Source organism: Enterococcus sp. S53, from assembly GCF_016516865.1.
Classification (GTDB): domain Bacteria; phylum Bacillota; class Bacilli; order Lactobacillales; family Enterococcaceae; genus Enterococcus_D; species Enterococcus_D innesii.
The window spans coordinates 348,647-375,026 of the sequence record NZ_JACVUH010000001.1; the positions used below are offsets into that span (position 1 = coordinate 348,647).

Here is a 26,380-nt window from a genome sequence, read left to right on the forward strand (position 1 = left end):
TATCACTAACAACTGCGAACTTCTCGCAGTTTACAATACTTTACTCAAAAAATCAATGGTTCGTGGATTTTTCGGATGATCAAAGATCTGTTCTGGCGTTCCTTCCTCCATAATGATTCCCTGATCCATAAATAAAATCCGATCCGCGACTTCTTTCGCAAAGCCCATTTCATGAGTGACGATGACCATCGTCATTCCTTGCTGAGCCAAACGCTGCATGACGGACAATACTTCGCCAACCATTTCTGGGTCTAACGCTGAAGTCGGTTCATCAAAGAGCATCACGTCTGGTTCCATCGCCAAGGCACGTGCGATAGCGATTCGTTGCATTTGTCCACCAGAAAGACTTTGAGGATAGGCTTTTGCTTTGTCTGGTAAGCCAACATCATTTAGTAGTTGTTTTGCCAACTGATCCGCTGCCAATTTTGCTACCTTCTTGACTTTCGTCGGGGACAAAGTAATGTTTTCTAAAACCGTCATATTCGGAAAAAGATTAAAATTTTGAAATACCATACCCATTTTTTCACGCATCTTATACAAATCATTCTTTGGATCGGTAATATCGGTTCCTTCAAAAAAAATCTTCCCGCTTGTCGGTACTTCTAATAGGTTCAAACAGCGTAAAAACGTGCTTTTTCCTGACCCAGATGGCCCAATCACCACAACGACTTCTCCTTGATCGATCGTCGTTGTGATCCCTTTTAGCACTTGATTGCTGCCAAAGGTTTTGTGTAAATCTTGAATATCTAACATCATAGCTTGTCTTCTCCTTTTAACGACGATAGCCTTTGCCTAGTTTCTTTTCCCATAAACTCAATAGTCGCGAAGTCGTAAACGTCAAGATGAAGTAAATGACCGCCGCCACATAGAAAGGCGTTAATGGTTGGAAAGAACTGGTGACAACGATCTGCGCACTGTTCATCAGCTCGTAGATGCCGATCGTTGAAAGCAAAGAGGAATCCTTAATCAAAACGATAAATTCATTGCCTAGTGGCGGCAAAATGTTGCGTAGTGCTTGTGGCAACACGACATAACGCATCGTTTGAAAAGGCCGAAGCCCTAAAGATCCTGCCGCTTCTGTTTGTCCGTAATCAACGGCATTGATCCCCCCTCGGACGATTTCAGCAACGTATGCCCCGGAATTTAGTGATAAGGCAATGATCCCTGGGAAGAGCCGCCCAAAATCAAGACTCAGCACGCCGATTGAGACCGTCGGCAAAGCAAACATTCCTTGCAAAAGACCAAAAGCGATCAAAATTTGCACCAGCATCGGTGTGCCGCGGATGACTTCAATATACGCATTAGCAAACCAGCGCAAAGGCGTCACTTTTGATAATTTCATTAGGGCAAAAATCACCCCTAGAATCGTTCCAAAGATCACGGTGATGATAGAGATCACGATGGTGATCACCACACCAGAAAGAAAATAAGGGTAATATATCGCTAAAAAGGATAAATCCATAATTGTGTCTACTCCGTTCTATCTATTGCGCCGCATTTTCATTGGCTAGATCTGTGTTCTTTTGTACATACTCATCGATTGTACCATCTTCAATCAATTCTTTCAAAATACTGTTTAGCTCTTCTTGTAGTTCGGTACTCCCTTTAGGTAAAGCAATTGCATAAGAATCGCCTTCAGATGCTTCTAATGCTACATCAGTGATCACGAGGTCATCATTTTGTGCAACATACGATTCAGCAACCGCACTTTCAAGGACCAAACCGTCGATCGAGCCTTGTTTCAATTCATTGACTAGATTGGGAACTTTGGCAATGGAAACTAACTGCGAATCAGCTAATTGGTCTTGGACGATCATTTCTTGGATGGATCCTTTTTGAGCGCCAACCTTTTTACCAGTTAAACTTTCGATTGAATCAAATGCCGACTCGTTATTTTTATTGACAACTAATTTTTGTTCTGGTGTAAAATAGTTGTCGGTGAAATCAAAAGTCTGTTTACGTTCGTCAGTTGCTGAGATGCCTGAAACAGCGATATCGGCTTTTCCTTGTTGCAAAGCAGTCAAAACAGCATTGAAATCAAGGTCCAAAATATTTACTTCAACACCAAGACGATCAGCGATCTCATTGACCATATCGATATCTGCGCCCACGATCGTATCTTTGCCATCGATCAAGGCATGGAATTCAAAGGGAGCAAAGTCAGCAGAAGTTGCCACATTTAACACACCAGCTGCTTTGATGGCTTCCAATTGATTATCCGCCGAATCGCTGGCACTAGAACTTCCAGTACTCGATGAGCCGCCATTCCCACAAGCTCCTAAAACCAAAATCCCCGTCAATACAACAAGTGCTCCAAATAATTTTTTCATTAAAAACGCTCCTCTTCAAAACAAATATTTATGCAATATAATCTTCTTATATTCAGAATATATACATAATAGCACAGAATAATTAAATTTTAAACTAAAAACTTTGTCATTTGCACGATTTATTCAATAACACTTTCAATAAAAAAATACTAGGATATCCTTCCTCTAATTAGAGTGGATATCCTAGTTGTTAAAATCGGCGAAAACGCTGATACCTTGCCTCAAGCAATTCTTCTGTTTGTAAGGTAGAAAGTTCAGCAAGTTTCGTTGAAATTGCCGCTTTCATCTGTTCCATCAATTGCTCTTTCGGTAAAAAGGCCTCTTCATTGGTTTCAGCAATCACTTTTTCAATAACGCCTAATTCATATAGTTCTTGGGCAGTGATCTTCATCAAGCCAGCAGCTTCTTTGGCACGGCTGCCATCTTTCCATAGGATCGAAGCAAAGCCTTCGGGAGATAAAATGGCATAGATCGAATGTTCCATCATCCAAACCTCATCGCCCAATGCCAGTGCTAAGGCACCGCCGCTGCCGCCTTCACCAATGATGATTGCCAAGATCGGCACCGTTAAATCGGACATTTCCATCAAGTTACGGGCAATCGCTTCGCCTTCTCCGCGCTCTTCCGCGCCAATACCGCAAAATGCCCCTGCTGTATTGATCAATGTGACCACAGGTCGCTGAAATTTTTCGGCTTGCTTCATTAAGCGTAACGCTTTTCGATAGCCTTCAGGATGTGGCGAGCCAAAGTTTCTGCGTAAGTTTTCAGGCAGATTACGGCCTTTTTGAATACCGATCACGGTCACTGGCTTGCCATCTAAACAAGCGATCCCACCAACGACAGCTTCATCTTCGCCAAACAGACGGTCTCCATGAAACTCTTCAAACTCAGAAAAAATGCCTTCAAAGTAATCCAGTGCCGTCAAACGATCTTTGCTGCGAGCGAGTTCAACGATTTCGTGGGCTGCTCTAGTCATTGCGATCCCATCCTTTCCGCGTATGCAAAGAAATCAAATGGTGGATTTTCTCCCGCAAGTTCGTCCGTGGAACGATTTGATCGACAAAGCCATGATCTAGCAAGAACTCTGCTTTTTGAAAATCTTCAGGTAATTCCTGACGAATGGTTTGTTCAATCACTCGTCGTCCAGCAAAACCAATCAAGGCTTGCGGTTCTGCTAGAATGATATCCCCTTCCATCGCAAAACTAGCGGTAACGCCACCGGTGGTCGGGTCCGTTAAAACCGTTAGATAAAACAAGCCAGCTTTACTGTGGCGTTTTACCGCCGCAGAGATTTTTGCCATTTGCATCAGTGACAAAATTCCTTCTTGCATCCGTGCACCACCTGAAGCGGTAAAAAGAACAACTGGTAGCTGTTTTTCGATCGCACGTTCAAACAAACGGGTGATTTTCTCCCCCACGACCGTTCCCATGCTGCCCATGATGAAATTCGCATCCATGACACCGATTGCTAACGGCAATCCTTGCACTTTGGCCTCTCCTGTCAGGACAGCCTCATGCAACCCAGTTTTTTCTTGCATTTGTGCGACTTTATCCAGGTACCCTGGGAAATCAAGGGGATCTTTTGTGGTTACATCTGTGTCCCATTCTTCAAAGCTTTTCTCATCAATCGTGATAGCGATCCGTTCCCAGGCACTGATTCGGAAATTATACCCGCAGTGAGGACAGACTTTTTCCGCCCCCATCTCCTTCGTATAAAGCGTTCGTTTGCAACTAGGACATTTCGCCCAAAGATTATCTGGGACGACTGGTTCATTCGTTGGCAGCTGACCTCGATTAGGATTGATGCGAATGTAGTTTTTTTTCTTAAATAAAGCCACTCAACTTCCCTCCTATTGTTCAGGTGTCCAATTCGGCAAAAATTCCTCTTGTAAAAAGGCGGTAGTATAGTCTCCCGCAATCACTTTCGGGTGACTGATCAAGTCCATTTGGAATTCTGCATTCGTAATGACACCATCGGTCACTAATTCGGCTAACGCCCGCTGCATCTTCATCAACGCTTCGAAACGATTCTCGCCGTGAACAATCACTTTAGCGATCATCGAATCATAATAAGGTGGGATCGTGTAGCCGGAATACATGGCACTGTCTACACGAACGCCTAGACCGCCACTTGGTAAAAACAAATTGTTGATCTTACCAGGAGAGGGTGCAAAATTGAAGGCTGGATTTTCTGCATTGATCCGACATTCGATCGCCGCGCCCGTCATCTTGATGTCAGCTTGCGTCAAGCCTAGCGGTTCGCCACTAGCGACTTCAAGTTGTTTTTTGACTAAATCAATGTTTGTCACCATTTCGGTGATGGGGTGTTCCACTTGGATTCGAGTGTTCATTTCCATGAAATAAAACTCCCCAGTGTCCGCCATTAAAAACTCGATCGTGCCAGCATTACGATACCCTACCGCTTGTGCGGCACGCACCGCTGCTTCTCCTAGTTCTGCTCGCTTGCTTTCAGAAATCACCACAGAAGGGGATTCTTCCAACACTTTTTGGTTGTTGCGTTGTAGCGAGCAATCGCGTTCACCAAGGTGGATAATATTACCAAAAGAATCACCTAACACTTGCACTTCTATGTGTCGAGCAGGATAAATGATTTTTTCAATGTACATTTCATCGTTGCCAAATGCCGCTTTCGCCTCTTGCTGTGCGGAAGCAAAATGATGCGGCAATGCTTCTTTATCTGCGACTTTCCGTATCCCTTTACCGCCACCGCCGGCTGCTGCTTTGAGCATGACCGGGTAACCAATCTCTTCAGCGATCGTTAAAGCTTCTTCCACATCAGAAATCGCGCCTTTGCTTCCGGGAATGACCGGTACTTCTGCTTCGATCATCAAGCGTCTTGCATTGATCTTGTTTCCCATTGCATCGATAGTCTCACTCTTTGGCCCAATAAAGACGATATTGCATTCCTCGCACATCGCAGCAAAGCGGCTATTCTCTGAAAGAAAGCCAAATCCGGGATGGATCGCCTCAGCCTTTGTGACGATCGCAGCGCTTAGGATCTGCTGTACATTCAAATAAGAGTCGGCTGCTTTGGCAGGTCCGATACAAATCGCTTCATCGGCAAGCTCTGTATGCAACGCTTCTTTATCTGCTTCTGAATAAACGGCGACCGTTTGAATACCTAATTCGCGACAAGCGCGAATGATACGTACGGCGATTTCGCCACGGTTTGCGATCAATACTTTAGAAAACATGTCTCACCTATCCAATCATGAAAGTCAATTCTGCTTCCGCCACTTTTTTCCCATCAACATAGGCAATTCCTTTGCCGATGCCGGCTGCAGATTTCACTTTGATTATTTCTACTTCTAAGATCAAGGTATCGCCCGGTGTTACTTTTTTTCTGAATTTCGCTTTGTCTAAACCGCCAAAGTAGGCAGTTTTCCCACGAAAATCTTCCAATGATAGCAATGCCACAGCACCTGCTTGCGCCATTGCTTCCACGATCAATACTCCGGGCATCACTGGTTCATGGGGAAAATGACCTTGGAAAAATGGCTCATTGATAGTAACGTTTTTCTTCGCAACGACCCGTTTGCCTTCTTCTAACTCCTCTACCCGATCCACTAAAAGCATCGGATAACGATGAGGGATGATTTCTTTGATTTCTTGAATCGTTAATGCGCTCATTGCTTTACCCTTCTTTCACACGGAATAATGGTTGATTGTATTCAACGATTTGTTCGCTTTCAACCAAGACTTCAACTAATTCGCCATCAACGTCGCTGACGATTTCATTCATGACTTTCATCGCTTCCACGATACAAAGAATATCGCCTTTTTTCACGTGATCGCCGATTTGTTTGAAGTTGTCTTTATCAGGACTTGGTTTCAAATAAACGACACCCACTAATGGAGAGACAACTTCTTTGCCCTCTAAGGCAGGTTTTGTCGTTTCTACTGTGTCAGGTGTTGCTGAGACAGCAGGCGTTGGTGCAACAGGAGTTGGCGCAGCATTCGCTGCAGGAGCAGGTGCAGGTGCAGAGGATGCATTTTGTAGCCCACTTGTCGTATTTTTATTAAAATAAAGTTCAAAGGTCTCTTTTTTTAATTGAAGCTCAGTTAACGTCGATTGATCGAATTGGCTGAGCAGCTCTTTTACCTCATGTGTTTCCAATTACGCTTCCTCCCAACGTTTCAGCAAGATCACTGCATTATGACCGCCAAACCCAAGTGAATTACTCATGGCATAGGTCAAATCTGCTGGTTGGCTTTGATTGATAACAACGTTCAAGTCGATCTCAGGATCTTGTTCTGTCACGTTGATGGTTGGTGGAATAAATTGATGTTGTAATGCTAATAGTGAAGCAATGGCTTCGATTCCACCAGCCGCCCCAAGCAAATGACCAGTCATTGACTTTGTACTGCTGACATATGGTTTTTTATAGTCTTCCCCTAATCCGTATTGGATCGATGTCGCTTCTGCACTGTCATTGGCAGGTGTGCTTGTACCGTGGGCATTGATGTAGCCAACTTCAGCTGGGGTGATCGCCGCTTCTTGCATCGCCAATTTCATTGCTTTTCCAGCACCTGATCCATCAGGGTTTGGTGCAGTCATATGGTAGGCATCACAGTTCGCACCGTACCCCACGACTTCACCTAAAATCGTTGCCCCACGTTTTTGCGCATGCGCCAATGATTCTAAAATGAAGACACCAGCGCCTTCACCCATGACAAACCCACTACGATTTTTATCAAACGGAACGGAAGCTTTGTCAGGGTCTGATTCAGTGGTTAACGCCGTCAGAGACGCAAAACCAGCGATACCGATTTCACAGATCGTCGCTTCTGAACCACCAGCGATCATAACATCTGCATAGCCATGCTTGATGTTCCGAAAAGCTTCACCGATTGAATGGGTACCAGAAGCACAGGCGGAAACAGTCGTCGTACAAATGCCTTTCGCACCTACCCGTAACGCAATGTTGCCGGCAACCATATTTACAATCGACATCGGTACGAACATTGGTGATACTCGATTTGCTCCTTTGTCATGCATCCGAATCACTTGGTCTTGAATCGTTGGCAAGCCGCCGATCCCTGAACCAACCATCACGCCAAAACGATCCACATCAATGGTTTCTTTATCTAACTTCGCCATTTCCATCGCTTCTAAGGCCGCATAAATTCCATAAATGGAAAAAAGATCCATCCGCTTCGTATCTTTTTTAACGAAGTACTTTTCTAACGGAAAATCTTTGACTTCAGCAGCAACTGAGATCCCTGTTGCTTCTGCGTCAAATTTTGTGATCGGGCCGATGCCGTTGGTCCCGTTTTGTAAACTTGCTAAAAATGTTTCTGGGTCATTTCCGATTGGAGAAGTGACGCCGTATCCTGTAACTACTACTCGATTCATCTATTCTTCCTCCTACCCTTGCATTGCCATCCCGCCGTCTACACTGATCACCTGACCAGTGATGTAGGGGCTTTTTGCTAAAAAGACTGCTGTTTGCGCAACATCCTGTGTGGAACCAAAACGCTGTAATGGAATATTTGCCAATGATTGTTCTTTGACTTTATCCGACAGCACTTCAGTCATCTCTGTTTCGATAAATCCTGGGGCGATCGCATTGCAAGTGATTCCCCGAGCGGCACCTTCACGAGCGGCAGATTTCGTAAAACCGATCACGCCAGCTTTACTTGCCGCATAGTTGGCTTGCCCGATATTTCCCGTCAAGCCGACCACACTCGTCAAATTGATGATGCGGCCTTCTCGCAACTTCATCATTTTTTTCAACGCGTGTTGCGTCATATTAAAGGTACCAGTCAAATTGATTTTGATCACTGAATCAAAATCTTCCGGTTTCATTCTCAACAATAATTTGTCATTCGTGATCCCGGCATTATTGACTAAAATGTGGATCGGTCCGACTGCCACTTCTGCTTCCGAGAGCATGGCTGCCGCTTGATCAAAATCAGAAATGTCCCCATTGATCGCTACACATTTCACGCCGTAGCTGGTGATGCGATTGATCAGTGACTGGGGAATTTCTTTTCGTCCATTTAAAACGATATTCGCTCCTTCTTTGGCAAAGGCTTCCGCGATAGTAAAACCGATCCCTCGCGAGCTACCAGTTACAAAGACGTTTTTATTTTGCAGATCCATAAATTCCTCCTAGTTGAATCGGGCTAGTGTATCTGCCAACGTTTGGCTATCTTCTACACGCGCAGTCTGGATTTCTTTGTCTATTTTCTTCATAAAACCGCTCAATACTTTTCCTGGTCCGATCTCGATGACTTGTTGGATGCCAAGTTCCTTCAGTGTCGCAATGCTTTCGTAAAAACGCACTGGCGATTTCACTTGCAACGTCAACAGTTCCTTGATTTGGTCTTGCTGCATTGGCTGCGCGGTCGTATTGCTGATGACAGGTACTTGCAACTCATCAAAGGTGATTTGAGCTAATTCCTGTGCTAATTGCTGCGATGCGGGTTCCAACAACGCAGTATGGAAAGGACCACTGACATTTAAAGGAATCACCCGTTTGGTTCCAGCAGCTTGTAACAATTCCACCGCTTTATCCACTGCCGGCGCTTCACCGCCAATGACGATCTGCTGCGGCGTATTGTAATTGGCTGGTGTCACGATCCCGACTTGACTTGCTTCTTTACAGATTTCTTCAATCGTTTCAGCGGGTGTGTTCATCACAGCGACCATTTTCCCAACACCTGCTGGCGCCGCACTTGCCATATACCGACCGCGTTTTTGCACCAATGCGACTGCGGTCTGGAAATCAAGCGCACCACTAGCGACTAAGGCTGTATATTCACCTAAACTCAAGCCAGCAACAGCATCTGCTTTGATTTCTTGCGCATCCAAAAGTCGCCAAAAAGCCGTGCTTACTGTTAAAATGGCAGGCTGTGTATATTCCGTCTGGTTTAAACGTTCGTTTTCAGTAAAGCATAACTCGGCCATATCATATCCTAGAATCGTGCTGGCTTGTTCAAACGTCTCACGAACGATCGCTTCTTGGTGATAGAGCTCTTCCCCCATTTTTGGGTACTGTGCACCTTGACCGCTAAATAAAAAGGCTGTCTTCATTTTGCACTCCTTCATTACTTTGATGGTTATCGTTGGAGAACATGGATTCTTGCAGTTCGTCTATGAATCAGCAAAAACACGTTCTTAAAAAGGAAAGGCTAGGCTGTCTGCCTAGCCTTTGTTTTATGCTTGTTGTTTTTCTACATATTTAACTAGATCTTCAACGGTTGTGATACCATCTTCTGTTTCGATCTTCACATCGAATTCATCTTCGATCTCGTTAATGATTTGGAAAAGATCCAAGCTATCTGCTTCTAAATCTTCTTGGATGTTCGTGTTCAATTTGATTTCTTCTTTTTCTTTTCCTAATTCTTCTGCTACGATTTCTTGAATTTTTTCGAATACCATGTGTATATTCCTCCAATGTGTTTTTCAATAGTAATTTTGTTTCGTGAACAAGTTATAAGGTGACTAACATAGTTCCCCATGTCAATCCGCCGCCAAAACCTGAGAACACCACTTTTTGACCACTGCCAAGGGACAGTGTACCTCGTTTGATTTCTTCATCTAGCAATAACGGAATCGAGGCTGCCGAAGTATTGCCATAATCTTGCATATTTTGCAAAAATTTCTCACGGGGCTGCTTCAGCTTGCGAGCAACTTTGTCTAAAATACGAGAATTTGCTTGGTGAAGCAAAAAATAATCGATTGCTTCATCTTGTGTCAGATCATTGATCGAGGCGACCACATCACGCGTCGCAAAATCAAAGATTTCTCGTCCAATCATTTGCATACAAGCACTATACGCCGGAGCGTTTTGTGAAAAAGGATTCTCATTCGTGCGAAAACCAGATGTCAAGGACATGCCTCGCGTCCCATCTGCTTTTAAAGACTCTTTGAGTAAATGCTGCTCTGAAGATGCTTCCAGCAATAGTCCACCGGCACCATCTCCGAATAAAACAGCCGTCGAACGGTCGTTCCAATCCAAGACTTTTGAAAGTACTTCTCCACCGATGACCAATCCTTTTTTAGCGCCTGTTCGAATCAGTTTTTCAGCCATAGACAATGCATAAACGAAACCAGCACATGCTGCACTGATATCAAATGCAAAGGCATTGACTGCCCCAATCGCTCCTTGGACTTGGCAAGCAACCGCCGGTGTATTGAAATCCGGTGTGATCGTCGCTACCAAGATAAAATCTAGACTTTCTGCTGAAAGCTGAGTATCTTGCAAGAGCGTTTGAGCGACGCGAATACAAAGGTCAGAAGTGTTTTCGCCAACAGCGACTCTTCTACGTTTGATTCCCGTACGAGAATGAATCCATTCATCTGAAGTATCCATCAAATTTGATAGATCATCATTTGTTACGATTTTTTCTGGAACATAACTTGCAGTCGCGGTAATTTTCCCAAACATATTCATCCATTATTCTCACTTATAATCTTGTAAAAAGTCATGCAGATTTTTCAGTGCTTTCAACAGTGCCTGTTCCTCTTCAGGAGACATCTGACTCAAGACACCTTTCACCATCTCACGATGAAAATGCTGATGAACACGATAAAGGAGTTTTCCTTTTTTCGTCAAACCTAGTTTGACGACTCGCCGATCATCTTCACTGCGAATCCGTTCTACATATTCTTTTTTCACCAAACGATTGATCGCGATGGTCAAAGTCCCAACAGTGATCGAAAGCTCTTTGGCAACTTCAGTCGTGGTCTTTTTTTTGTACATCCCGATGGCTTCGATGGTATGCATTTCGGTAATTGAAAGGTCTTTGAATTGAGATTTTTTCAATTCAGATTCTTCAATCACTAAGATGTCATTAAAGACGCTGACTAAGTAGTCATTAACTGTTTCTAAATTGGGTTCCATAACCTTCACCATCCGAATACTTTGATAATCAAATCATTTGATAGTCAAACTATATCGGAAGTTATTGAGAAATGCAAGAATTTTTTCGAACTTTTTTGATTTTTAAGCACATTTTTATTTAAGAATTGATTTTCTAAGATTCTAAAAGCTGCGAGTTGACAAAATAATCCGTTTCCGTTATAGAGAAATTTCCTTTGAATGTCAAAGTTTATCATTACGTTGCCTCCACTCTATTTCTAATTTTTTCTTGTCGATGGCCAGCAAACATTGCTCTCTTACGCTTCATCTGCTACTCTTTGGAGGAAGGAGAGGAACGATCGATGAATCCGAACAAAGAGTTTTTAAAAAACAAAGCAAATACCCTGCCTGAAAAGCCTGGTGTTTATCTAATGAAAGATCAGCACAACGAAGTCTTGTATGTAGGAAAAGCCAAATCATTGAAACAGCGTGTCGTTTCCTACTTCCGAAAAAACCAGCAGCATGCCAATAAGGTGCTTCGCCTTGTTTATAATGTTGTTGATTTTGAAACGATCGAAACAGATACAGAATTGGATGCACTTTTACTTGAATGTCGTTTGATCCAAGCTTTTCATCCTATCTACAACCGACAAATGAACCATTCAGCCAACTACTGCTTTGTTGACTTGACGAATCATACCTTCACGATCACTCAAACACCACAAATTGGCAGTTATGGCCCCTTTCGGCAAACAAAAAAATTGCCGATGTTGTTTCAATTATTGTCAGAAACCTTTCAATTGCCGACTGTCAACGAACTGACACTATTGACCTTACGTAAGCAACTCCCTCAAATGGATGCGTATCCCTTGGAAGAGAAGTGGCGAGAAATCGGCTGTTTTTTTGCTGGACAAAAAACCGAGTGCTTCTCACTTTTGGATGAACGCTTAACCTATCTTATTGATCATTTATTATTTGAACAAGCAAGTTTGCTACAGGGAGAAATCCATTCGGCGCAAAGCTTTTACCAAGAAATCGTGAGGGTCAATCAGTTTATTCAAGAACCAGAAGTGATTTTTTCTATACCCCTTGACTTAGAGGAGCCAGGATCACAGACGACTCAAATCAAATACTATCAAGTTAGCTTTGGCAAGTTGATCCAAACAAACATTCTTTCTCCTGAAGAAACATTCCAGCCACTTCCGCCAGCAAGCGCTGCGCTTCCTTTAGCCCCGAAAGATCTCGATCCATTAGGGATCATCCTCAATCACCTGTATCGCCAAGAAAAAGCAGCAGATAAATAAAAAACAGCAAGCCCCAGTAGGCTTGCTGTATAGAAATGAGAAAGCGACGACGAACGTCTCACTCATTCTTATTGGATCAAATCATAGATTTCCATGGCTACAATATCAACGTTATCAAATTGATAAGATTGACTTGATTCTGCTTCCGTTAATTCAAACGTTTCTGTCGAATTGTCATAAGTAACGGTACATTTTTCGACGCCTTCTTTTTCAAAACGACGTACTTGAACTTCATTGTCTTGCGCTTCGACCATCGCTTCTAAACGTTTGATGATAGCGACTAATTGCGAACTTTTCATTCGTAAGCCTCCTTTTTCTGTCCGTTATATTGTATCAAAACATCCTCTATCTTGCATTGATTTTTCGTATTTTTTTTGTCATTTTAAGATTTTTTTCCATCTTGCCACCAAAGTTTAATCAGCGCCTGCGTTCCGTCATTTTCGAAGCCTTTTTCAGCCAACTGATCATACATTTTTTTAGCTAAAGTGGTGCTCGGCAAATCCAATCCCATCTTCTTAGCCTCATCCAAAGCGATTCCCAAATCTTTGATGAAATGTTTGACAAAAAAGCCTGGTGAATAATCCTCTTTTAGGATACGAGGACTGTAATTCGTCATGGACCAATTGGCTGCACCACCGCCAGAAAGCGTGTCAATCATTCGTGGTAAATCAAGACCCGCTTGGTTCGCATAGACCAGCATTTCTGTCATCCCCGTCATGGTTCCGGCAATCATGATCTGATTGGCCATTTTCGTATGCTGACCCTTCCCTGCCCCTCCTTGAAGTTGAAACGTCTTTCCTAAAACTTCAAAAAGTGGTTTTACTTGTTGATAAGCTTCTTCATCGCCACCAACCATAATCGTTAGCGTGGCGTTTCCCGCACCAAGATCACCACCAGAAACTGGCGCATCAATACTCGCTGCTCCTTTTTCCTTCGCTGTCTGGTAGATTCGTTCTGCCAAATCAGGGGTGCTGGTGGTAAAATCCACCAATGTTTTGCCCGTCACAGTCGTTTGAAAAATCCCTTGAGGACCATAGTAAACCTCTTCAACGTCAGATGGATAACCAACCATTGTAAAGATGATTTCACTTTCCGATGCAACTTCTGTTGGGGTGTCACACCAAATTGCTCCATTCGCAACGAGTTCATCTGTTTTTGCTTTCGTCCGATTGTAAACATTCACTGTATGTCCTGCAGCTAAGAGATGACCAACCATCGCTTGACCCATGACACCAGTACCGATAAATCCTAATTTCATGCAGATCCCTCCAAAATAAAAAAGTTCATGTCTTTAGTATACGCTAAAAACATGAACTTGCGAAAATTTTCTGTTTAATCAATCGTTCGGCGAAATGCTTTCAATTTAACTTTGAATTTTTCTAACGTCTGCTCGGTTTCTTTTTCGATGCGTTCTGTTTCATAATAAGCGACCATGTCATGGTAGAAAGATAGCATCGACTCACCAAAACGTAGTGCCGAAATCTCATACATCTTCCTAGCAAGAACTTCGGGATCAGCAGGAATCTTTCGTTCATAATAATCAATAAATGCTTTTGCGAAATCCCGATCACTCTCATAGGTGACGCCTAAAGACGGATCGTCAATCAAAGTATTTAAGTAGTCATTGCCTTCAACGACTAACGGCGTTCCAGCAGCCATTGCTTCCGTGTAAGTCAGTCCTTGTGTTTCTGATGTGGAGGCACTTACGAAGTAATCCGCAGCGTGGTAATAGATCGCCACTTTATCATTTGCCACTTCGCCGACAAATTGAACATGGTCAGATAGCGCCATATCCACCACTTTTTCTTCTAATTTTTCTTTATGCGGACCTTTCCCAACGATCACTAATTGCGCATCAGGAATCTTCATTAAAATTTCTGGCATGCCGTCGATGATTGCTTGGATATTCTTTTCATAAGAAATACGACTGAGGGAAAGCAGCATGGGTTGATTCTCAGTGATGCCCAATTTCTCCCGCAATTCTTTTTTCATGTCAGTTGTAATATCCGGTCGGCGAAACTTCTCAACTTCGATCCCTGTGGGGATGATCCGCATCGGTGAAACCACACCATACCCTCTCAGCGTATCGATGACCCGTTCACTTGGACAAACAACACCTGTCGAGTGGTTGGCAAAGAGCCGCGAAAGATATTTCACGTGAGATGGCCGCAAGACCTTTCCGTTTGCGATGTAGTGCAAGTAATCTTCATACATTGTATGGTAGGTATGGATCACAGGAATTTGCAATTTACGCCCCACCATTTTCCCCAACATCCCAGAACCAAACTCTGTATGGGTATGGATCAATTCCAATTCTAATTCTTTGGCGATCAAATAGGCATACAACATGCCGCGAACCACGATTCGCCGATCTTTGAAGGACACAAACGGGACACTTGGCATGCGAATGATATCTTCTTCATCCAGATCAGCATTTGGATCGGTCGTTGTAAAGATATAGACTTTATGGCCTTTTTTCTCAAGCTCTTCTTTCAATGTCTTGATCGATGTCGCCACACCACTTACCTGGGGGAAGTAGGTGTCTGTAAAAAATCCGATTTTCAAAACGGTCCCTCCAAACTTTCCATTAGTTTCTTCATTCCGTATTCATCACTTTTGTATAAACTTCTTTTAGTTCATATCCGATTTCATCAATACTTTTTTGCTTGGCCGTTTCATAGCCGGCTTCACTCAACTGTGGCAACGTGCCTTCCACGATTCCTTTGATTTTCTCAATAAATCCTTGATTGGTTTTTTCCATGTATGCATTGTGCCCATTGCTTAGCCAACCTTTATAAACAGGAATATCCCGAACAAGCACATTTTGGTGGCTGGCTAACGCCTCAAGGACCACGATTCCTTCTGTTTCTTCATAGGATGGAAAGAAGAACAGATCAGCCGCTGAATATGCCCCTTCGATGATGTCTCCTTTGATATAGCCGGGAAACAGCACGTTTTCTGGATGGTCTTCATTAACAAGGTCGCGGATCTGCTTAGGAATCGTCATCATTGGTGTATGACCAAACCATATAAACGTATACTCAGGCAATTGTCTGGCTATCTCTACAAAATCAAGAATGCCTTTTCGTTCAAAAAACAAACCGACCGATATAATCACTTTTTGATCTGGTAATAGATTGAAATACTCACGAAAGGCTTTTTCTTTCTCTTGATCCGGCTGATATTTGTCAAGATCGATCCCGTTTGAGATTGCTTCGATCGGCACTTGGATACCATACCCTTCCAAAAGTTCTTTCGAATAAGGGGTCGGGGTGATCAATTGATCGGCTCTGGAATAAAGATTGATCAAATATTTTTTATATAATGGCGAAAGCTGATTTGAACCGATAAATGAATTCCGAAAATCCTCTTCTGTAGAATGGGCATGGTAAATCACTTTTTTCCCTTGTCTTTTGGCTTTGTTGACCATATGCATACTATTGATTCCATACGTGTTGATGTGAAGAATGTCATAATCCTCATCATTTTTATCAAGAGTAAAAGGAATCCCGACAGATGTCAGCGCTCGTTGCTGATGAGCCAATGCGCGACCGATACCTGATTTAGCTAATAATTTTTCTCCTTCAAAATAAAGAAGTACTTTCAAAGATGATTCCTCCTTGGAAATGCTTATATCTGATATTAGTATACCATAGGCGATCGCAGAGATACTCCTACCATGGTCCTAGATTTTGTTCCCCATTTAACCATGATACGGGAAAAACTCAGGGAATCATAGCTTAATCCCAAGATATGACAAAACTGTTCGTTTTCTGAAAAAAGTAGTAAGTTGTTGCAAGTCAACTCAAACAAAATGTCTTCTTAAAACAAAAAAGGCAACAAGCAAAAATTGCTTGTTGCCTAGAAATGATTAGTTTACATACTGTTCGATTAACTCTACAACTTCTTCCATTGTATCGCAATCTTCTAAAGCACGTTTTGCTAATTCTTGCATGTCAGTCGTTGACAAGCGTTTCATTAAGCTACGTGTTTTCAGAACAGATGTTGCACTCATTGAGAACTCATCTAAGCCCATACCTACAAGAAGTGGCACAGCAGTTTGATCGCCGGCCATTTCTCCACACATACCAGCCCATTTTCCTTCAGCATGCGCTGAGTCGATCACGTTTTTGATTAAACGTAATATTGATGGGTTGTATGGTTGGTACAAGTAAGACACGCGCTCATTCATGCGGTCTGCAGCCATTGTGTATTGGATCAAGTCATTGGTACCAATACTGAAGAAGTCAACTTCCTTGGCGAACTTGTCTGCTAAGACAGCTGCTGCTGGAATTTCGATCATGATTCCGACTTGAATCTCGTTAGAAATCTCAACGCCTTCGTCAATCAATTTTTGACGCTCTTCTTCATACATTTTCTTCGCTGTACGGAACTCTTTCAATGTTGCCACCATTGGGAACATGATACGTAAGTTGCCGTGAGCAGAAGCACGTAACAACGCACGAAGTTGGGTACGGAACATGTCATCCCCAAGTTCAGATAAGCTGATACGCAATGCACGATAGCCTAAGAAAGGATTCATTTCGTGAGGCAATTTTAGGTAAGGAAGTTCTTTATCGCCACCGATATCCATTGTACGGACAACCACTGGTTTGCCAGCCATTCCTTCTAAAACTGCTTTGTATGCTTTGTATTGGTCTTCTTCTGTTGGGAAATCAGGAGAATCCATGTACAAGAATTCAGTCCGGTATAAACCGACTGCTTCTGCACCATTGTTGTGGACACCTTCTAAATCTTTTGGCGTTCCAATGTTTGCAGCCAATTCAAAGTGCTTGCCATCAGCCGTAACTGTTTCAGCATCTTTCAATTTTTCCCATTCTGCTTTTTGTTCTGCGTAGGCTTTCCCAGCTTCAACAAATTCAGCTGCTTGGTCATCAGTCGGGTTGACGATAACGTCACCGATAATGCCGTTAACAGCTAAGATGTCGCCCGCTTTCACTTTTGCAGTGATCTCCATCGTTCCAACGATTGCTGGGATTTCAAGAGAACGTGCCATGATTGCGGAATGAGAAGTACGTCCACCGATATCTGTTACAAAAGCTTTTACAAAGTTGCGGTCTAGTTGTGCAGTATCACTTGGTGTCAAGTCATGCGCAACAACGACTACTTCTTCGTTGATCATTGAAGGATTAGGCAAAGTCACATTCAACAAATGCGCCAAGATACGTTTCGCAACATCTTTGATGTCAGCTGCCCGTTCTTGCATGTAAGCATTGTCATCCATTGCTTCAAACATACCAATATACATGTCAGTAACTTCTTTCAACGCAGCTTCTGCATTGACTTTGTTATCTGTCACGTTTTGTTTAATTTGACCGATCATCTCAGGATCTGAAAGAACCATTAAATGAGCATCAAATACTTGTGCTTCTGCTTCACCTAAAGTTTGTGCTGCTTTGTCACGGATTTGTTGTAATTCCGCTGTTGACTTCGCTAGCGCATCATCTAAGCGTGCTTCCTCTGCTGCAGTATCTTCAACTGATACTTTTGAAAAAGATAAATCAGGTTGTACTAACAGGTAGGCTTTCGCAACGGCTACACCATCACTAGCAGCAATTCCTTTTAGCATCTCAACCATTATTCAGACAAACCTTCTTTTTTCATTGTTTCTACGATTGCAGCGATTGCATCTGCTTCATCAGCACCTTCAGCAGTGATAGTAACATCAGAACCTTGGCCAACACCTAATGACATTACGCCCATGATTGATTTAAGGTTTACTGATTTACCTTTGTACTCTAAGTTGATATCAGAGTTAAATTTGCTTGCTGTTTGAACCAATAATGTAGCTGGACGTGCGTGAATCCCTGTCTCAGCAACTACGTGAAAATCTTTCTTTTCCATATTGATCAATCTCCTTTATGATACGTTTTTTTGTGTGAAGGCAAAATTTCCATGCATGCAATGACACCCGAAAAAAATCGCCCTTTCAACTGTTAAGATTACCATTTTTTTCATCGATAGACAACCGTTTTCTCTTAAATAAACGATTGAAATAAATGTCCTATTTATTTTCTTGTACATAACGGTAGATGATCTTCCCGTTTAACCCCGCTTCTCCGACAAAAGAAGACCGATCTTCCAGCTGGAGCCAGACATCTCTAAATGCCAGAAATTCCGGCTGTTGAACAATCAATTCTTTGATCTCTCCATTGCGTAAACGCACTACTTCTACAGCAAAATCTCTGTTCTCCATCGTCCATTCTCACCTCTTTCTTTCTATTATAATTGAATTGATTTCTATTTAAAAGACGCTTTTGTAGATGAAAAAGCAGCGAGAACTTTTCAGAGTAAAATTCTTGCAGTCTGACAAAAAGTTAGTATAATAGAATTATGGTCAGTAAAGGTCAATAATACATTGCCTCGAAGGTGACCGTTTCTTTGCCCACAGCCCCTTTTCTTTTACAAGCGATCAAAAGCGCCGTAAAATAGGGTTGTTGGAACAAATATGAAAGGTCGTGAATCTATGCTTTGTCAAAATTGCGGCAAAAATGAAGCTTCAATTCATTTATATGCCAATGTCAATGGTCAAAGAAAACAACTCGATTATTGTCAAAGTTGTTACCAAAAATTAAAAGCTCAATCTGGGAATGCTGCAGCTACAATGGCGCAAGATCCTTTTGGATTTGGCAATCTTGATGATCTATTCCGTCAAATGTCTCGTCAAATGCAGCAAGGAAATACCCCTTATGAACAAACTCCACCGACACAAACCGGCGGTAACGGTTTTGTCGGCGGTCAGCCTCCACGCAATAACCAAGCACCTGCAGGTCTGTTAGGAGAATACGGCATCAATATTACCCAAATGGCTCGTGATGGCGAAGTCGATCCAGTCGTTGGTCGTGATTCAGAGATCAAACGAGTGATCGAGATCCTTAATCGCCGAACCAAAAATAACCCTGTTCTTATTGGTGAACCCGGAGTTGGGAAAACTGCCGTCGTTGAAGGGTTAGCCCAAAAAATCGTTGATGGCGATGTGCCACAAAAACTGATGGACAAAGAAGTCATTCGCCTAGACGTTGCCTCTCTTGTGCAAGGTACAGGTATTCGTGGCCAATTTGAAGAACGCATCCAAAAATTGATTGAAGAAATCAAGCAAGCAGAAAACGTGATTTTGTTTATTGATGAAGTCCATGAAATCGTTGGCGCTGGTGCAGCTGGCGACGGAAATATGGATGCTGGAAACATCTTAAAACCAGCGCTTGCCCGTGGAGAACTACAAATGGTCGGAGCAACGACGTTAAATGAATACCGCATTATCGAAAAAGATGCTGCTTTAGAACGCCGTTTGCAACCAGTGCGTGTCGATGAACCTTCTGTGGAAGAAACGATCCGCATCTTAAAAGGTTTGCAACCACGTTATGAAGATTACCATCATGTGAAATACACGGATGAAGCGATCGCAGCTGCCGCTACCCTTTCTAACCGATACATCCAAGACCGATTCTTGCCTGATAAAGCGATCGATCTACTAGATGAAACAGGTTCGAAGAAAAACTTGACGATTCAAATCGTTGATCCAAAAACGATCGAAAAGAAATTGCAAGAAGCAGAAGAACAAAAGCAAGCAGCCTCTCGAGAAGAAGATTTTGAAAAAGCTGCTTACTATCGCGATCAAATCAACAAACTGCAAAAAATGAAAGAACGTCAAATCAGCGAAGAAGAAACGCCAGTCATTACTGAAAAAGACATGGAACAAATCGTTGAAGAACGGACGAATATTCCAGTTGGCGAATTGAAAGAAAAAGAACAAACCCAATTAAAAAATCTCGCGGATGACTTGAAAGCAAAAGTTATCGGACAAGATGAAGCGATCGACAAAGTAGCCAAAGCGATCCGCAGAAATCGGGTCGGTTTAGGCAAACAAAATCGTCCAATCGGCTCTTTCCTTTTCGTCGGTCCAACCGGTGTCGGGAAAACGGAATTAGCCAAACAATTAGCTTATGAAATGTTTGGCTCCGAAGAAGCAATGATTCGTTTCGACATGTCAGAATACATGGAAAAACACAGTGTATCAAAATTGATCGGCTCTCCTCCTGGCTATGTTGGCTATGAAGAAGCAGGTCAATTGACTGAAAAAGTTCGTCGGAATCCTTACAGCTTGATTCTATTGGATGAAGTGGAAAAAGCCCATCCTGATGTATTGCATATGTTCTTGCAAATTCTCGATGATGGTCGTTTGACGGATGCACAAGGACGTACGGTCAGCTTTAAAGATACTCTGATCATCATGACAAGTAATGCCGGAACCGGCAAAGTTGAAGCCAACGTTGGCTTTGGTGCCGCACGCGAAGGCATCACTCGTTCCGTGTTAAATCAATTGAACAATTACTTTACGCCAGAATTTCTCAACCGCTTTGACGGGATCATCGAATTCAAGGCACTAAGCAAGGAAAACTTGTTATCGATCGTGTCACTTATGCTGCATGATGTCAATCAAACCCTTAGTCATCAAAAACTGCATATCGATGTTCCACAAGACGTGCAAGAAAAATTGGTGGATCTTGGTTACAGTGCAACGATGGGTGCTCGCCCGCTGCGTAGAACGATCCAAGATCAAATCGAAGATGGGATTGCAGAATTCTATTTGGAGCATCCGCAAGTGCGTCAGTTAAAAGCCCAATTGGAAGATTCAGATAAGATCATTGTAACTTCCGCTGAATCCCCTGCACCTTCTTCAGAAGCCGACACGACTGAAGAAGAATCTTCGGAAACAAACGAGTAAAAAGCTTTAAAAACGTGTCGTGAACCGTTTCCTTTGCCAGACAACCATGTTTTGCCAAAAAATTGGGTAATTCCGAGTTGTCTGGCTTTTCTTTTGAAAAAAAACGCCCTATAATGTTATTAATAAATACATAGAATGTGAGGTGAGTCTGGTGAAATTAATCAATGTTACGAACAGCCATTCTCGACTAGTATTGAATCAACTTGAAAATACCGACGCAGAACTTGTAAAGGTTTACACAGCCGGAGATACGACCGTAATCTTTACCTCAGCGCCGAACCACAATGAAATTCTGCTGATCAATAAAAAACGAAATATTCGCCCGACAGAAGTAGAAGAAATCAAAAATTACTTTCTAAAAAAATTACCTGATGGCTCGTATGATCCTTCAACCATCTCTGTGATCCAAATGCCTGAAGTGGTTGAAATCTCCATCAAAAAATCCTTATCCTCATCCCATTAGTTTAGCCTAATTACGTCTTAAAAAAATATCTATAAAAGATGACTGTCGCAGCCTTCTTTTATAGATATCTTTTTTGTTTGAATGTAACCAAGAATTTACTTAGTCTTTTAATCAAAACTGTACTCTTTCCGCTAATACTAGCTGATTTTTTCTATCGTATTTGATCGAATTCGTCCTTCAATAATTTTGCTATTGATAAACTCCCCTAATCTTTTCCATGTCTCAATATTATGGATATCTTCAAGAAAGAAAAAATACTGATTTTCTTTCGACTCAACGAACCGATCAGAAATAATAAGATCTGCATCTGCAAAATTTCCTACCATGGTAACTGTCTCTGGTTTGTATACACCTGTTATATAATTTTTCACTAAGACAGCATAGTTGGCATGGTACGTAATATGGATCATTACATGCAAGGGTTTTGCCATGACATGCCCAACATAAGAATAGAGCAGCTCAGTTAACTGGGTACTAAATATATCTAAGTCTCGCTCTGATATACTTTCTTTGTAAACAGATTTTAACATCTCTTTTATGGTTAAAAATTTATCATTCATCAGTAATTTTTTGTCTTCAAGATAAAAGAAAGAGCTTAAGCTTAGTTTATCTGTGATTAAAAAGCGATAGACCAGCTGGAAGACAAACGTGCGATGAAGATTATCAGGAATGCTATAACTTTCTTCCATTTTTTCTAATGCTTCAACCGCTCTATCCACGATAGGATTTTTTGTTAGTCTCATTAACCCTGCCCCTAAACGCTCACAAATCTCAGGAGTTAAGTATTCTGGAAAGAAATATACAGCAAAGAGATAATAAAGAAATTTTTCTGATTGAAAAGCAGCATCATTTATTTTTTTATTTAAAGGATAAAACGTTTGGGAAAAGCTTAAATGAAGCTCTTCGTACAAGCACAAACCAATAGACATCTCCTGATCTGAGATCACATCGGTATAGTGGCCCATCTTATGCGCATCTAAAAAAATTCTAGTTATTCTAGAAAGTTTGTCCCGTTGAATCTTAGTAGGACTCTTTTCGTTTCTATAAAGGTAATTGTTGTCTTCTGCAAATGTTGTAGAATGGCTATTCAAGATATATGAAAGCATTCTGATTTGACTCTCCCTTCCTTCCACAATCAAATAATTCATTCGCTTACTGATTTGACACTCTATCCCCATAGAACGTATGATATCGTTTGCCCTATTGACTAATTTATAACAATAAGACTGACTATAATTAAAATGAGTGGATAGTTTGATCATCCCCACTTTTCGATGCCTAAGAAAGTAAATCAAGACTTGGAAAACAGCACTTTGCTTAATATACGTTATTTTCAAATTTGAATACAGCGAAGGATAAGTTCCTGTTGCTTTCAACGTGGATATCCGAAATAATCGATTTTCGAATCTGATCAGTGCGTCTGTCGTGCTTGTGTTTTCTATGTAATCTTCGTTTATCTGCATGATTAATGATTTCACATTGCGATTCGTAAGTGAATGCTTACAAGCTAATTCATCGATTGATGCTTCCGTCCTTGAAATAATATCCTCTAATAAATTCAATTTTTGTTCTTGTCGCTCCGTTAGAAACAACTTCCATAAATCCATGGTAATCTCCTTCTTAACGATAGTTACTTCTGTGATGTTAGTTAACTCATAGTTAACAAGAAAACATATAGCATTAGTTATTAATAAAAAGAATATCCCTTTTATGCTAAAATCTGCTTCTTTTTAATAATAAAAAGCAAAAAGAAATGATCCTGCCGTTCATAAAAAACTACTGCAAGGATCATCAATTACTCAAAGGACCAATGAAGCCAACCGATTTGTAAAGTCCTTTAACGATTTACCACCGAATTTTTTCCCTGATCAAAATGAAAAAAACTATAGAAAATAAGCAAGTACAAAATAAAAACAGCTTTTTTCGAGACAGACCTGTGGGAGGGCAAAATCTGGGGCCGCCCAACTGTCTGTCAAAGGATTAAGAAAGATTTTACGCAACAAGAAAAGTCTAGGGGTAACGATCTCCCCTAAACTTCTCTTATTTTTTTAGCAATTTTACAAGCGTCAAAATAAGCAAAACGGAAACGAGTGATAAGGCGATGACCAACCAAAGATTGGCTTTTGATTGAACAGTAATTGTATTGCTAGAATCAGCAGCCTCCTCAATAAACTGGTCGACCTCTTCCTTTGTATAATGAAAATACGTTGTCGTTTCGTCGTTGCCATCTGATCGTATAAATTGATACTCCCCAGACATCAATTCGGCCCCATCCAACAATGGGACATTAAAGAGCGTTTTTATATAGGGTGAAAGAACAATCTGTTCCGACTCTATCTTCCCTTCAGCGATAATCTCCTGATTGGGATTGATCACACGATAGGTGCCACCCTCAGCATAGGTCACAAGCGGATCATTATTATATAGATAATAAGAAAGAGTCGTTGTGTCTCCAGTAATCGTAAATTCAAAATCCCCGATAGTCTGTTTTGTTCCTTTAGCCAGTTCATTCAGTTTTAGGCGAACGACGATTACTTTCTGATAGACTTGCTGAATATCTACAGAATCTTTATTTTCTTGTATGCCGATTACCTGAGAAAAATTGATCCCACCTAATACTTCCCCATGAATCCTTTTATTTACATTAATGATGATTTGAACATCTCGACTTTGCTTTGCATCTAATTGCAAAAAACCATCAACGAAATTCCCATCTTGCGGTTGGATTTTTACATAATTTTTTAAATCATAATCTTGGTTCAGTAAATTTTCTGTTTCCGCTACATAAGTCATCGAATTCCTCGTGGAAACAGCGATACTTGGAAAAATCGAGACTTCAATGGCATAGTTTTCAAGATTGGTAACAGTTGCCGTATAGCGATATTCCTGATTCAATTGAGGTGTAAATTGAATATCCTTTACCTGACTTGTCTCATCATCAGCTTGGATCGAAACATCAAATGAAGAGCTGATCTGTTCTTCCGCTGCTACACTTTCAGTGTAAAAGAACATTCCTAAGAACAGGCAAAAAAAGACCACCTTAAAAAAACCGTATTTCTTCTCGCAGTCAGAACTAGACATGAAATTAAGGTGTAACGTCCGTAGCTTCTGATGCAGTCAAAGTGATTAGATAATCTGCTTTTTTGGTACTGTCAAATGTTGCTGGATCGATCGTATAGTCAAAAGTACCTGTTTGAGTTGCTTCGTATCCTTGCTCTGCTTCCACACTGAATACTTCACTTGTAGCAACGGTTAGACCAGGTGCAATCGTTTCTCCCGGCACTTGTGCTGTGATCACCACTTTTTTTGCACCAAAGGATTTATTCGCTAATGTTCCCGATAGTGAGAAAGTACCTGATAGCGGATCTGCTTTTGCATCAGTAAAACTAATCTCTGCAAAGTCAACCGTTTTTGTTTCAGCAGGTGTTTCTAACGTAAATGTTGCTGTTCCTTCGTTAACAGTTACAGCAACTTCCTCTGCTGCTACAGGTACGAACACACCAATAGAGAGAGCAAATAAGAACGCTGTTGCTAAGATAACCTTTTTCATTGATTTCATTCCTCCTTATATATTTTTTTGTAAGAATCGAGCTTACAAAAAAACTATACACTATTTTTTTTGGCAAACTTCTCTTCTTTTTGCAATTTTTTTCACCAAAAGAATAAAGGTTTTTTTAATCTTATCTCGCGAAATTTTCATTTTCCTCCATCAAAACTGGTGGCAGTTAACGAAAATAAATAGACATGAAAAGTGAAATTTTTTCAGATAACAGTCGTAACGCTTATTACTTTGACCCACTCTTTCTAGCAAATAAGAAAAAGCCAAGCCACTATTTGTTTATTCCGGCATGAAGGAAGTATCAGTCGTTTCCATTTCTTCCACTAGAGAAGAACTTTCATTACTCTGCAAGAGACCCTCTGTGGAAAAGGTTGCCTCTGTTGAAGAGGTACTTGTCGTAGCTGATTCCCCTACACTCTCATCACTCTCGACGATGGATGCATGGTCTTCTTGCTTGTTACTTGACGGCAAAAGTGAAGACGGCAAATTTTGATTCGTCGCTGCAGAAGAGATTTCCGTGATAGTAAAAATTACTTTATAGTTACCTTGATCTGCCGTCAGAAATTTTTTAGGATCTAATGTAACATAAAAATGGTGGTCATCCATCGTTTCTGTTGCCACCATTTCTGCCGCATTTTCAAAAGTAGCGCTCAAACCACTGCCATTTGAAGAGATCTCCAAGTGATAAACCGTTGTCACATCACTGGCAGAACTTTCAACTTTTAGACTACCTTCATGACTCAGTAATTCATTGCTAAAATCAATCTCCTGAAAATCAAAAATGATTGGTTCTTCCACCGTTAATGAAAAACTCGCTTCTGCAGCAAAAATTCGTTCCGTATACAATAAAGAAAAACACGAAACCATTAAAAGACAGCTTGCTTTAATCCGTTTCATCATTCTAGTTCTCCTTGAGTAAAAATACCTACTGTTTTAAGGCAAGACACGATTCACTATTACCAAACAAATGACATCCTTCCCTTTCTTGCGGTATCCCTCCGCTTAGTAAGGTGGTCTCTACTCGACAAAGGTAAAAAAACTGATCGTAAAGAGAGGGAGATCTTTTGTTCATCATATTCCCTTACGCATGTTCTCTTCATTCAATTATCGTCAATAATTCCTTCAACAGTCATTCATCCAGTCAAAA

Annotated in this window: 28 protein-coding genes; 3 read left to right on the forward strand and 25 right to left on the reverse strand. The window is 41.5% G+C overall.

Features of this window, described 5'->3' with window-relative positions:
* Positions 1 to 30: 30 nt before the first annotated feature.
* The 14 genes from IAE45_RS01725 to fabT all read right to left on the reverse strand — a co-directional run bounded on the left by IAE45_RS01725 (position 31) and on the right by fabT (position 11,203).
* A complete protein-coding gene (locus tag IAE45_RS01725; protein WP_325123413.1) occupies positions 31 to 756 on the reverse strand; it encodes an amino acid ABC transporter ATP-binding protein in 726 nt (241 codons plus the stop codon).
* Positions 757 to 772: 16 nt separating this feature from the next.
* Positions 773 to 1,462 (reverse strand): amino acid ABC transporter permease, encoded by a 690-nt coding sequence (locus IAE45_RS01730; RefSeq protein ID WP_005225900.1) that lies wholly within the window; start codon positions 1,460 to 1,462, stop codon positions 773 to 775.
* Between the two features lie 22 nt (positions 1,463 to 1,484).
* Complete coding sequence (locus tag IAE45_RS01735) at positions 1,485 to 2,330, reverse strand: transporter substrate-binding domain-containing protein (RefSeq protein ID WP_200124657.1); 846 nt, start codon at positions 2,328 to 2,330, stop codon at positions 1,485 to 1,487.
* Between the two features lie 190 nt (positions 2,331 to 2,520).
* Complete coding sequence (locus IAE45_RS01740; RefSeq protein WP_077454372.1) at positions 2,521 to 3,306, reverse strand: acetyl-CoA carboxylase carboxyl transferase subunit alpha; 786 nt, start codon at positions 3,304 to 3,306, stop codon at positions 2,521 to 2,523.
* Positions 3,299 to 4,168, reverse strand: coding sequence for an acetyl-CoA carboxylase, carboxyltransferase subunit beta (gene accD / locus IAE45_RS01745; RefSeq protein WP_008378181.1), 870 nt, complete (start codon positions 4,166 to 4,168; stop codon positions 3,299 to 3,301). The genes IAE45_RS01740 and accD overlap by 8 nt, the downstream gene beginning before the upstream one ends.
* A 12-nt stretch (positions 4,169 to 4,180) precedes the next feature.
* On the reverse strand, positions 4,181 to 5,545 hold the full coding sequence (locus IAE45_RS01750) for an acetyl-CoA carboxylase biotin carboxylase subunit (RefSeq protein ID WP_005225896.1): 1,365 nt from the start codon (positions 5,543 to 5,545) through the stop codon (positions 4,181 to 4,183).
* A 7-nt stretch (positions 5,546 to 5,552) separates the two neighbouring features.
* The gene (fabZ, locus tag IAE45_RS01755; RefSeq protein ID WP_005225895.1) at positions 5,553 to 5,981 is read right to left on the reverse strand and encodes a 3-hydroxyacyl-ACP dehydratase FabZ; all 429 of its coding nucleotides are present in this window, start codon (positions 5,979 to 5,981) and stop codon (positions 5,553 to 5,555) included.
* 4 nt (positions 5,982 to 5,985) lie between these two features.
* A complete protein-coding gene (gene accB, locus IAE45_RS01760) occupies positions 5,986 to 6,468 on the reverse strand; it encodes an acetyl-CoA carboxylase biotin carboxyl carrier protein (RefSeq protein WP_200124658.1) in 483 nt (160 codons plus the stop codon).
* Complete coding sequence (gene fabF, locus IAE45_RS01765; protein ID WP_200124659.1) at positions 6,469 to 7,707, reverse strand: beta-ketoacyl-ACP synthase II; 1,239 nt, start codon at positions 7,705 to 7,707, stop codon at positions 6,469 to 6,471. It lies immediately after the preceding gene.
* Positions 7,708 to 7,719: 12 nt separating this feature from the next.
* Positions 7,720 to 8,457, reverse strand: coding sequence for a 3-oxoacyl-[acyl-carrier-protein] reductase (gene fabG, locus IAE45_RS01770; protein ID WP_200124661.1), 738 nt, complete (start codon positions 8,455 to 8,457; stop codon positions 7,720 to 7,722).
* Positions 8,458 to 8,466: 9 nt separating this feature from the next.
* The gene (fabD, locus tag IAE45_RS01775; RefSeq protein WP_200124663.1) at positions 8,467 to 9,390 is read right to left on the reverse strand and encodes an ACP S-malonyltransferase; all 924 of its coding nucleotides are present in this window, start codon (positions 9,388 to 9,390) and stop codon (positions 8,467 to 8,469) included.
* Positions 9,391 to 9,513: 123 nt separating this feature from the next.
* The gene (locus tag IAE45_RS01780) at positions 9,514 to 9,738 is read right to left on the reverse strand and encodes an acyl carrier protein (protein WP_005225890.1); all 225 of its coding nucleotides are present in this window, start codon (positions 9,736 to 9,738) and stop codon (positions 9,514 to 9,516) included.
* A gap of 52 nt (positions 9,739 to 9,790) precedes the next feature.
* On the reverse strand, positions 9,791 to 10,753 hold the full coding sequence (locus IAE45_RS01785) for a beta-ketoacyl-ACP synthase III (RefSeq protein ID WP_200124665.1): 963 nt from the start codon (positions 10,751 to 10,753) through the stop codon (positions 9,791 to 9,793).
* Between the two features lie 9 nt (positions 10,754 to 10,762).
* Positions 10,763 to 11,203: a fatty acid biosynthesis transcriptional regulator FabT gene (fabT, locus tag IAE45_RS01790; RefSeq protein ID WP_008378199.1), complete on the reverse strand. Its 441-nt coding sequence runs from the start codon at positions 11,201 to 11,203 to the stop codon at positions 10,763 to 10,765.
* Positions 11,204 to 11,523: 320 nt separating this feature from the next.
* Here fabT and IAE45_RS01795 point away from each other — a divergent pair, with 320 nt between their 5' ends.
* Positions 11,524 to 12,465: a GIY-YIG nuclease family protein gene (locus IAE45_RS01795; protein ID WP_142424984.1), complete on the forward strand. Its 942-nt coding sequence runs from the start codon at positions 11,524 to 11,526 to the stop codon at positions 12,463 to 12,465.
* 68 nt (positions 12,466 to 12,533) lie between these two features.
* Here IAE45_RS01795 and IAE45_RS01800 read toward each other — a convergent pair whose 3' ends face one another.
* From IAE45_RS01800 to IAE45_RS01830, 7 genes are all read right to left on the reverse strand, one after another.
* A complete protein-coding gene (locus tag IAE45_RS01800; RefSeq protein WP_005225886.1) occupies positions 12,534 to 12,764 on the reverse strand; it encodes a YkuJ family protein in 231 nt (76 codons plus the stop codon).
* A gap of 83 nt (positions 12,765 to 12,847) precedes the next feature.
* Positions 12,848 to 13,723, reverse strand: a complete 876-nt coding sequence (locus tag IAE45_RS01805; protein ID WP_200124667.1) for an NAD(P)-dependent oxidoreductase — start codon at positions 13,721 to 13,723, stop codon at positions 12,848 to 12,850.
* 74 nt (positions 13,724 to 13,797) lie between these two features.
* Positions 13,798 to 15,030: a glycosyltransferase family 4 protein gene (locus IAE45_RS01810; protein WP_200124669.1), complete on the reverse strand. Its 1,233-nt coding sequence runs from the start codon at positions 15,028 to 15,030 to the stop codon at positions 13,798 to 13,800.
* 31 nt (positions 15,031 to 15,061) lie between these two features.
* A complete protein-coding gene (locus tag IAE45_RS01815; RefSeq protein WP_144771737.1) occupies positions 15,062 to 16,072 on the reverse strand; it encodes a glycosyltransferase in 1,011 nt (336 codons plus the stop codon).
* Between the two features lie 264 nt (positions 16,073 to 16,336).
* Positions 16,337 to 18,064 (reverse strand): phosphoenolpyruvate--protein phosphotransferase, encoded by a 1,728-nt coding sequence (ptsP, locus tag IAE45_RS01820; RefSeq protein WP_140964866.1) that lies wholly within the window; start codon positions 18,062 to 18,064, stop codon positions 16,337 to 16,339.
* Positions 18,064 to 18,330, reverse strand: coding sequence for a phosphocarrier protein HPr (locus tag IAE45_RS01825; RefSeq protein ID WP_003126335.1), 267 nt, complete (start codon positions 18,328 to 18,330; stop codon positions 18,064 to 18,066). The genes ptsP and IAE45_RS01825 overlap by 1 nt, the downstream gene beginning before the upstream one ends.
* 160 nt (positions 18,331 to 18,490) lie before the next feature.
* Positions 18,491 to 18,682, reverse strand: coding sequence for a hypothetical protein (locus tag IAE45_RS01830; protein ID WP_077454381.1), 192 nt, complete (start codon positions 18,680 to 18,682; stop codon positions 18,491 to 18,493).
* A gap of 270 nt (positions 18,683 to 18,952) precedes the next feature.
* On the opposite strand from IAE45_RS01830, the gene IAE45_RS01835 reads away from it, so the two are divergent.
* Together IAE45_RS01835 and IAE45_RS01840 are read left to right on the forward strand one after the other, a co-directional pair.
* Positions 18,953 to 21,211 (forward strand): ATP-dependent Clp protease ATP-binding subunit, encoded by a 2,259-nt coding sequence (locus tag IAE45_RS01835; RefSeq protein WP_200124895.1) that lies wholly within the window; start codon positions 18,953 to 18,955, stop codon positions 21,209 to 21,211.
* Between the two features lie 151 nt (positions 21,212 to 21,362).
* Positions 21,363 to 21,674 carry a DUF1827 family protein gene (locus IAE45_RS01840; RefSeq protein WP_077454383.1) on the forward strand — a complete coding sequence of 104 codons (312 nt, stop codon included), beginning with the start codon at positions 21,363 to 21,365 and terminating at the stop codon, positions 21,672 to 21,674.
* Between the two features lie 137 nt (positions 21,675 to 21,811).
* Here IAE45_RS01840 and IAE45_RS01845 read toward each other — a convergent pair whose 3' ends face one another.
* The 4 genes from IAE45_RS01845 to IAE45_RS01860 form a co-directional block, all read right to left on the reverse strand.
* Positions 21,812 to 23,281 (reverse strand): helix-turn-helix domain-containing protein, encoded by a 1,470-nt coding sequence (locus IAE45_RS01845; RefSeq protein ID WP_200124671.1) that lies wholly within the window; start codon positions 23,279 to 23,281, stop codon positions 21,812 to 21,814.
* A 433-nt stretch (positions 23,282 to 23,714) separates the two neighbouring features.
* Positions 23,715 to 24,713, reverse strand: coding sequence for a DUF916 domain-containing protein (locus IAE45_RS01850; protein ID WP_200143116.1), 999 nt, complete (start codon positions 24,711 to 24,713; stop codon positions 23,715 to 23,717).
* A gap of 46 nt (positions 24,714 to 24,759) precedes the next feature.
* Complete coding sequence (locus IAE45_RS18805; protein ID WP_232844587.1) at positions 24,760 to 25,224, reverse strand: hypothetical protein; 465 nt, start codon at positions 25,222 to 25,224, stop codon at positions 24,760 to 24,762.
* 288 nt (positions 25,225 to 25,512) lie between these two features.
* A complete protein-coding gene (locus tag IAE45_RS01860; protein WP_200124675.1) occupies positions 25,513 to 26,130 on the reverse strand; it encodes a hypothetical protein in 618 nt (205 codons plus the stop codon).
* Between the last annotated feature and the right edge of the window lie 250 nt (positions 26,131 to 26,380).

Excerpts from the sequence above, each read along its gene's own strand:
- IAE45_RS01725 (WP_325123413.1), bottom strand. The coding sequence starts at position 756 with ATGATGTTAGATATTCAAGATTTACACAAAACCTTTGGCAGCAATCAA.
- IAE45_RS01730 (WP_005225900.1), bottom strand. The coding sequence starts at position 1,462 with ATGGATTTATCCTTTTTAGCGATATATTACCCTTATTTTCTTTCTGGT.
- IAE45_RS01735 (WP_200124657.1), bottom strand. The coding sequence starts at position 2,330 with ATGAAAAAATTATTTGGAGCACTTGTTGTATTGACGGGGATTTTGGTT.
- IAE45_RS01740 (WP_077454372.1), bottom strand. The coding sequence starts at position 3,306 with ATGACTAGAGCAGCCCACGAAATCGTTGAACTCGCTCGCAGCAAAGAT.
- IAE45_RS01750 (WP_005225896.1), bottom strand. The coding sequence starts at position 5,545 with ATGTTTTCTAAAGTATTGATCGCAAACCGTGGCGAAATCGCCGTACGT.
- fabZ (WP_005225895.1), bottom strand. The coding sequence starts at position 5,981 with ATGAGCGCATTAACGATTCAAGAAATCAAAGAAATCATCCCTCATCGT.
- fabF (WP_200124659.1), bottom strand. The coding sequence starts at position 7,707 with ATGAATCGAGTAGTAGTTACAGGATACGGCGTCACTTCTCCAATCGGA.
- fabG (WP_200124661.1), bottom strand. The coding sequence starts at position 8,457 with ATGGATCTGCAAAATAAAAACGTCTTTGTAACTGGTAGCTCGCGAGGG.
- fabD (WP_200124663.1), bottom strand. The coding sequence starts at position 9,390 with ATGAAGACAGCCTTTTTATTTAGCGGTCAAGGTGCACAGTACCCAAAA.
- IAE45_RS01780 (WP_005225890.1), bottom strand. The coding sequence starts at position 9,738 with ATGGTATTCGAAAAAATTCAAGAAATCGTAGCAGAAGAATTAGGAAAA.
- IAE45_RS01785 (WP_200124665.1), bottom strand. The coding sequence starts at position 10,753 with ATGAATATGTTTGGGAAAATTACCGCGACTGCAAGTTATGTTCCAGAA.
- fabT (WP_008378199.1), bottom strand. The coding sequence starts at position 11,203 with ATGGAACCCAATTTAGAAACAGTTAATGACTACTTAGTCAGCGTCTTT.
- IAE45_RS01795 (WP_142424984.1), top strand. The coding sequence starts at position 11,524 with ATGAATCCGAACAAAGAGTTTTTAAAAAACAAAGCAAATACCCTGCCT.
- IAE45_RS01800 (WP_005225886.1), bottom strand. The coding sequence starts at position 12,764 with ATGAAAAGTTCGCAATTAGTCGCTATCATCAAACGTTTAGAAGCGATG.
- IAE45_RS01805 (WP_200124667.1), bottom strand. The coding sequence starts at position 13,723 with ATGAAATTAGGATTTATCGGTACTGGTGTCATGGGTCAAGCGATGGTT.
- ptsP (WP_140964866.1), bottom strand. The coding sequence starts at position 18,064 with ATGGTTGAGATGCTAAAAGGAATTGCTGCTAGTGATGGTGTAGCCGTT.
- IAE45_RS01825 (WP_003126335.1), bottom strand. The coding sequence starts at position 18,330 with ATGGAAAAGAAAGATTTTCACGTAGTTGCTGAGACAGGGATTCACGCA.
- IAE45_RS01830 (WP_077454381.1), bottom strand. The coding sequence starts at position 18,682 with ATGGAGAACAGAGATTTTGCTGTAGAAGTAGTGCGTTTACGCAATGGA.
- IAE45_RS01835 (WP_200124895.1), top strand. The coding sequence starts at position 18,953 with ATGCTTTGTCAAAATTGCGGCAAAAATGAAGCTTCAATTCATTTATAT.
- IAE45_RS01845 (WP_200124671.1), bottom strand. The coding sequence starts at position 23,281 with ATGGATTTATGGAAGTTGTTTCTAACGGAGCGACAAGAACAAAAATTG.
- IAE45_RS18805 (WP_232844587.1), bottom strand. The coding sequence starts at position 25,224 with ATGAAAAAGGTTATCTTAGCAACAGCGTTCTTATTTGCTCTCTCTATT.
- IAE45_RS01860 (WP_200124675.1), bottom strand. The coding sequence starts at position 26,130 with ATGAAACGGATTAAAGCAAGCTGTCTTTTAATGGTTTCGTGTTTTTCT.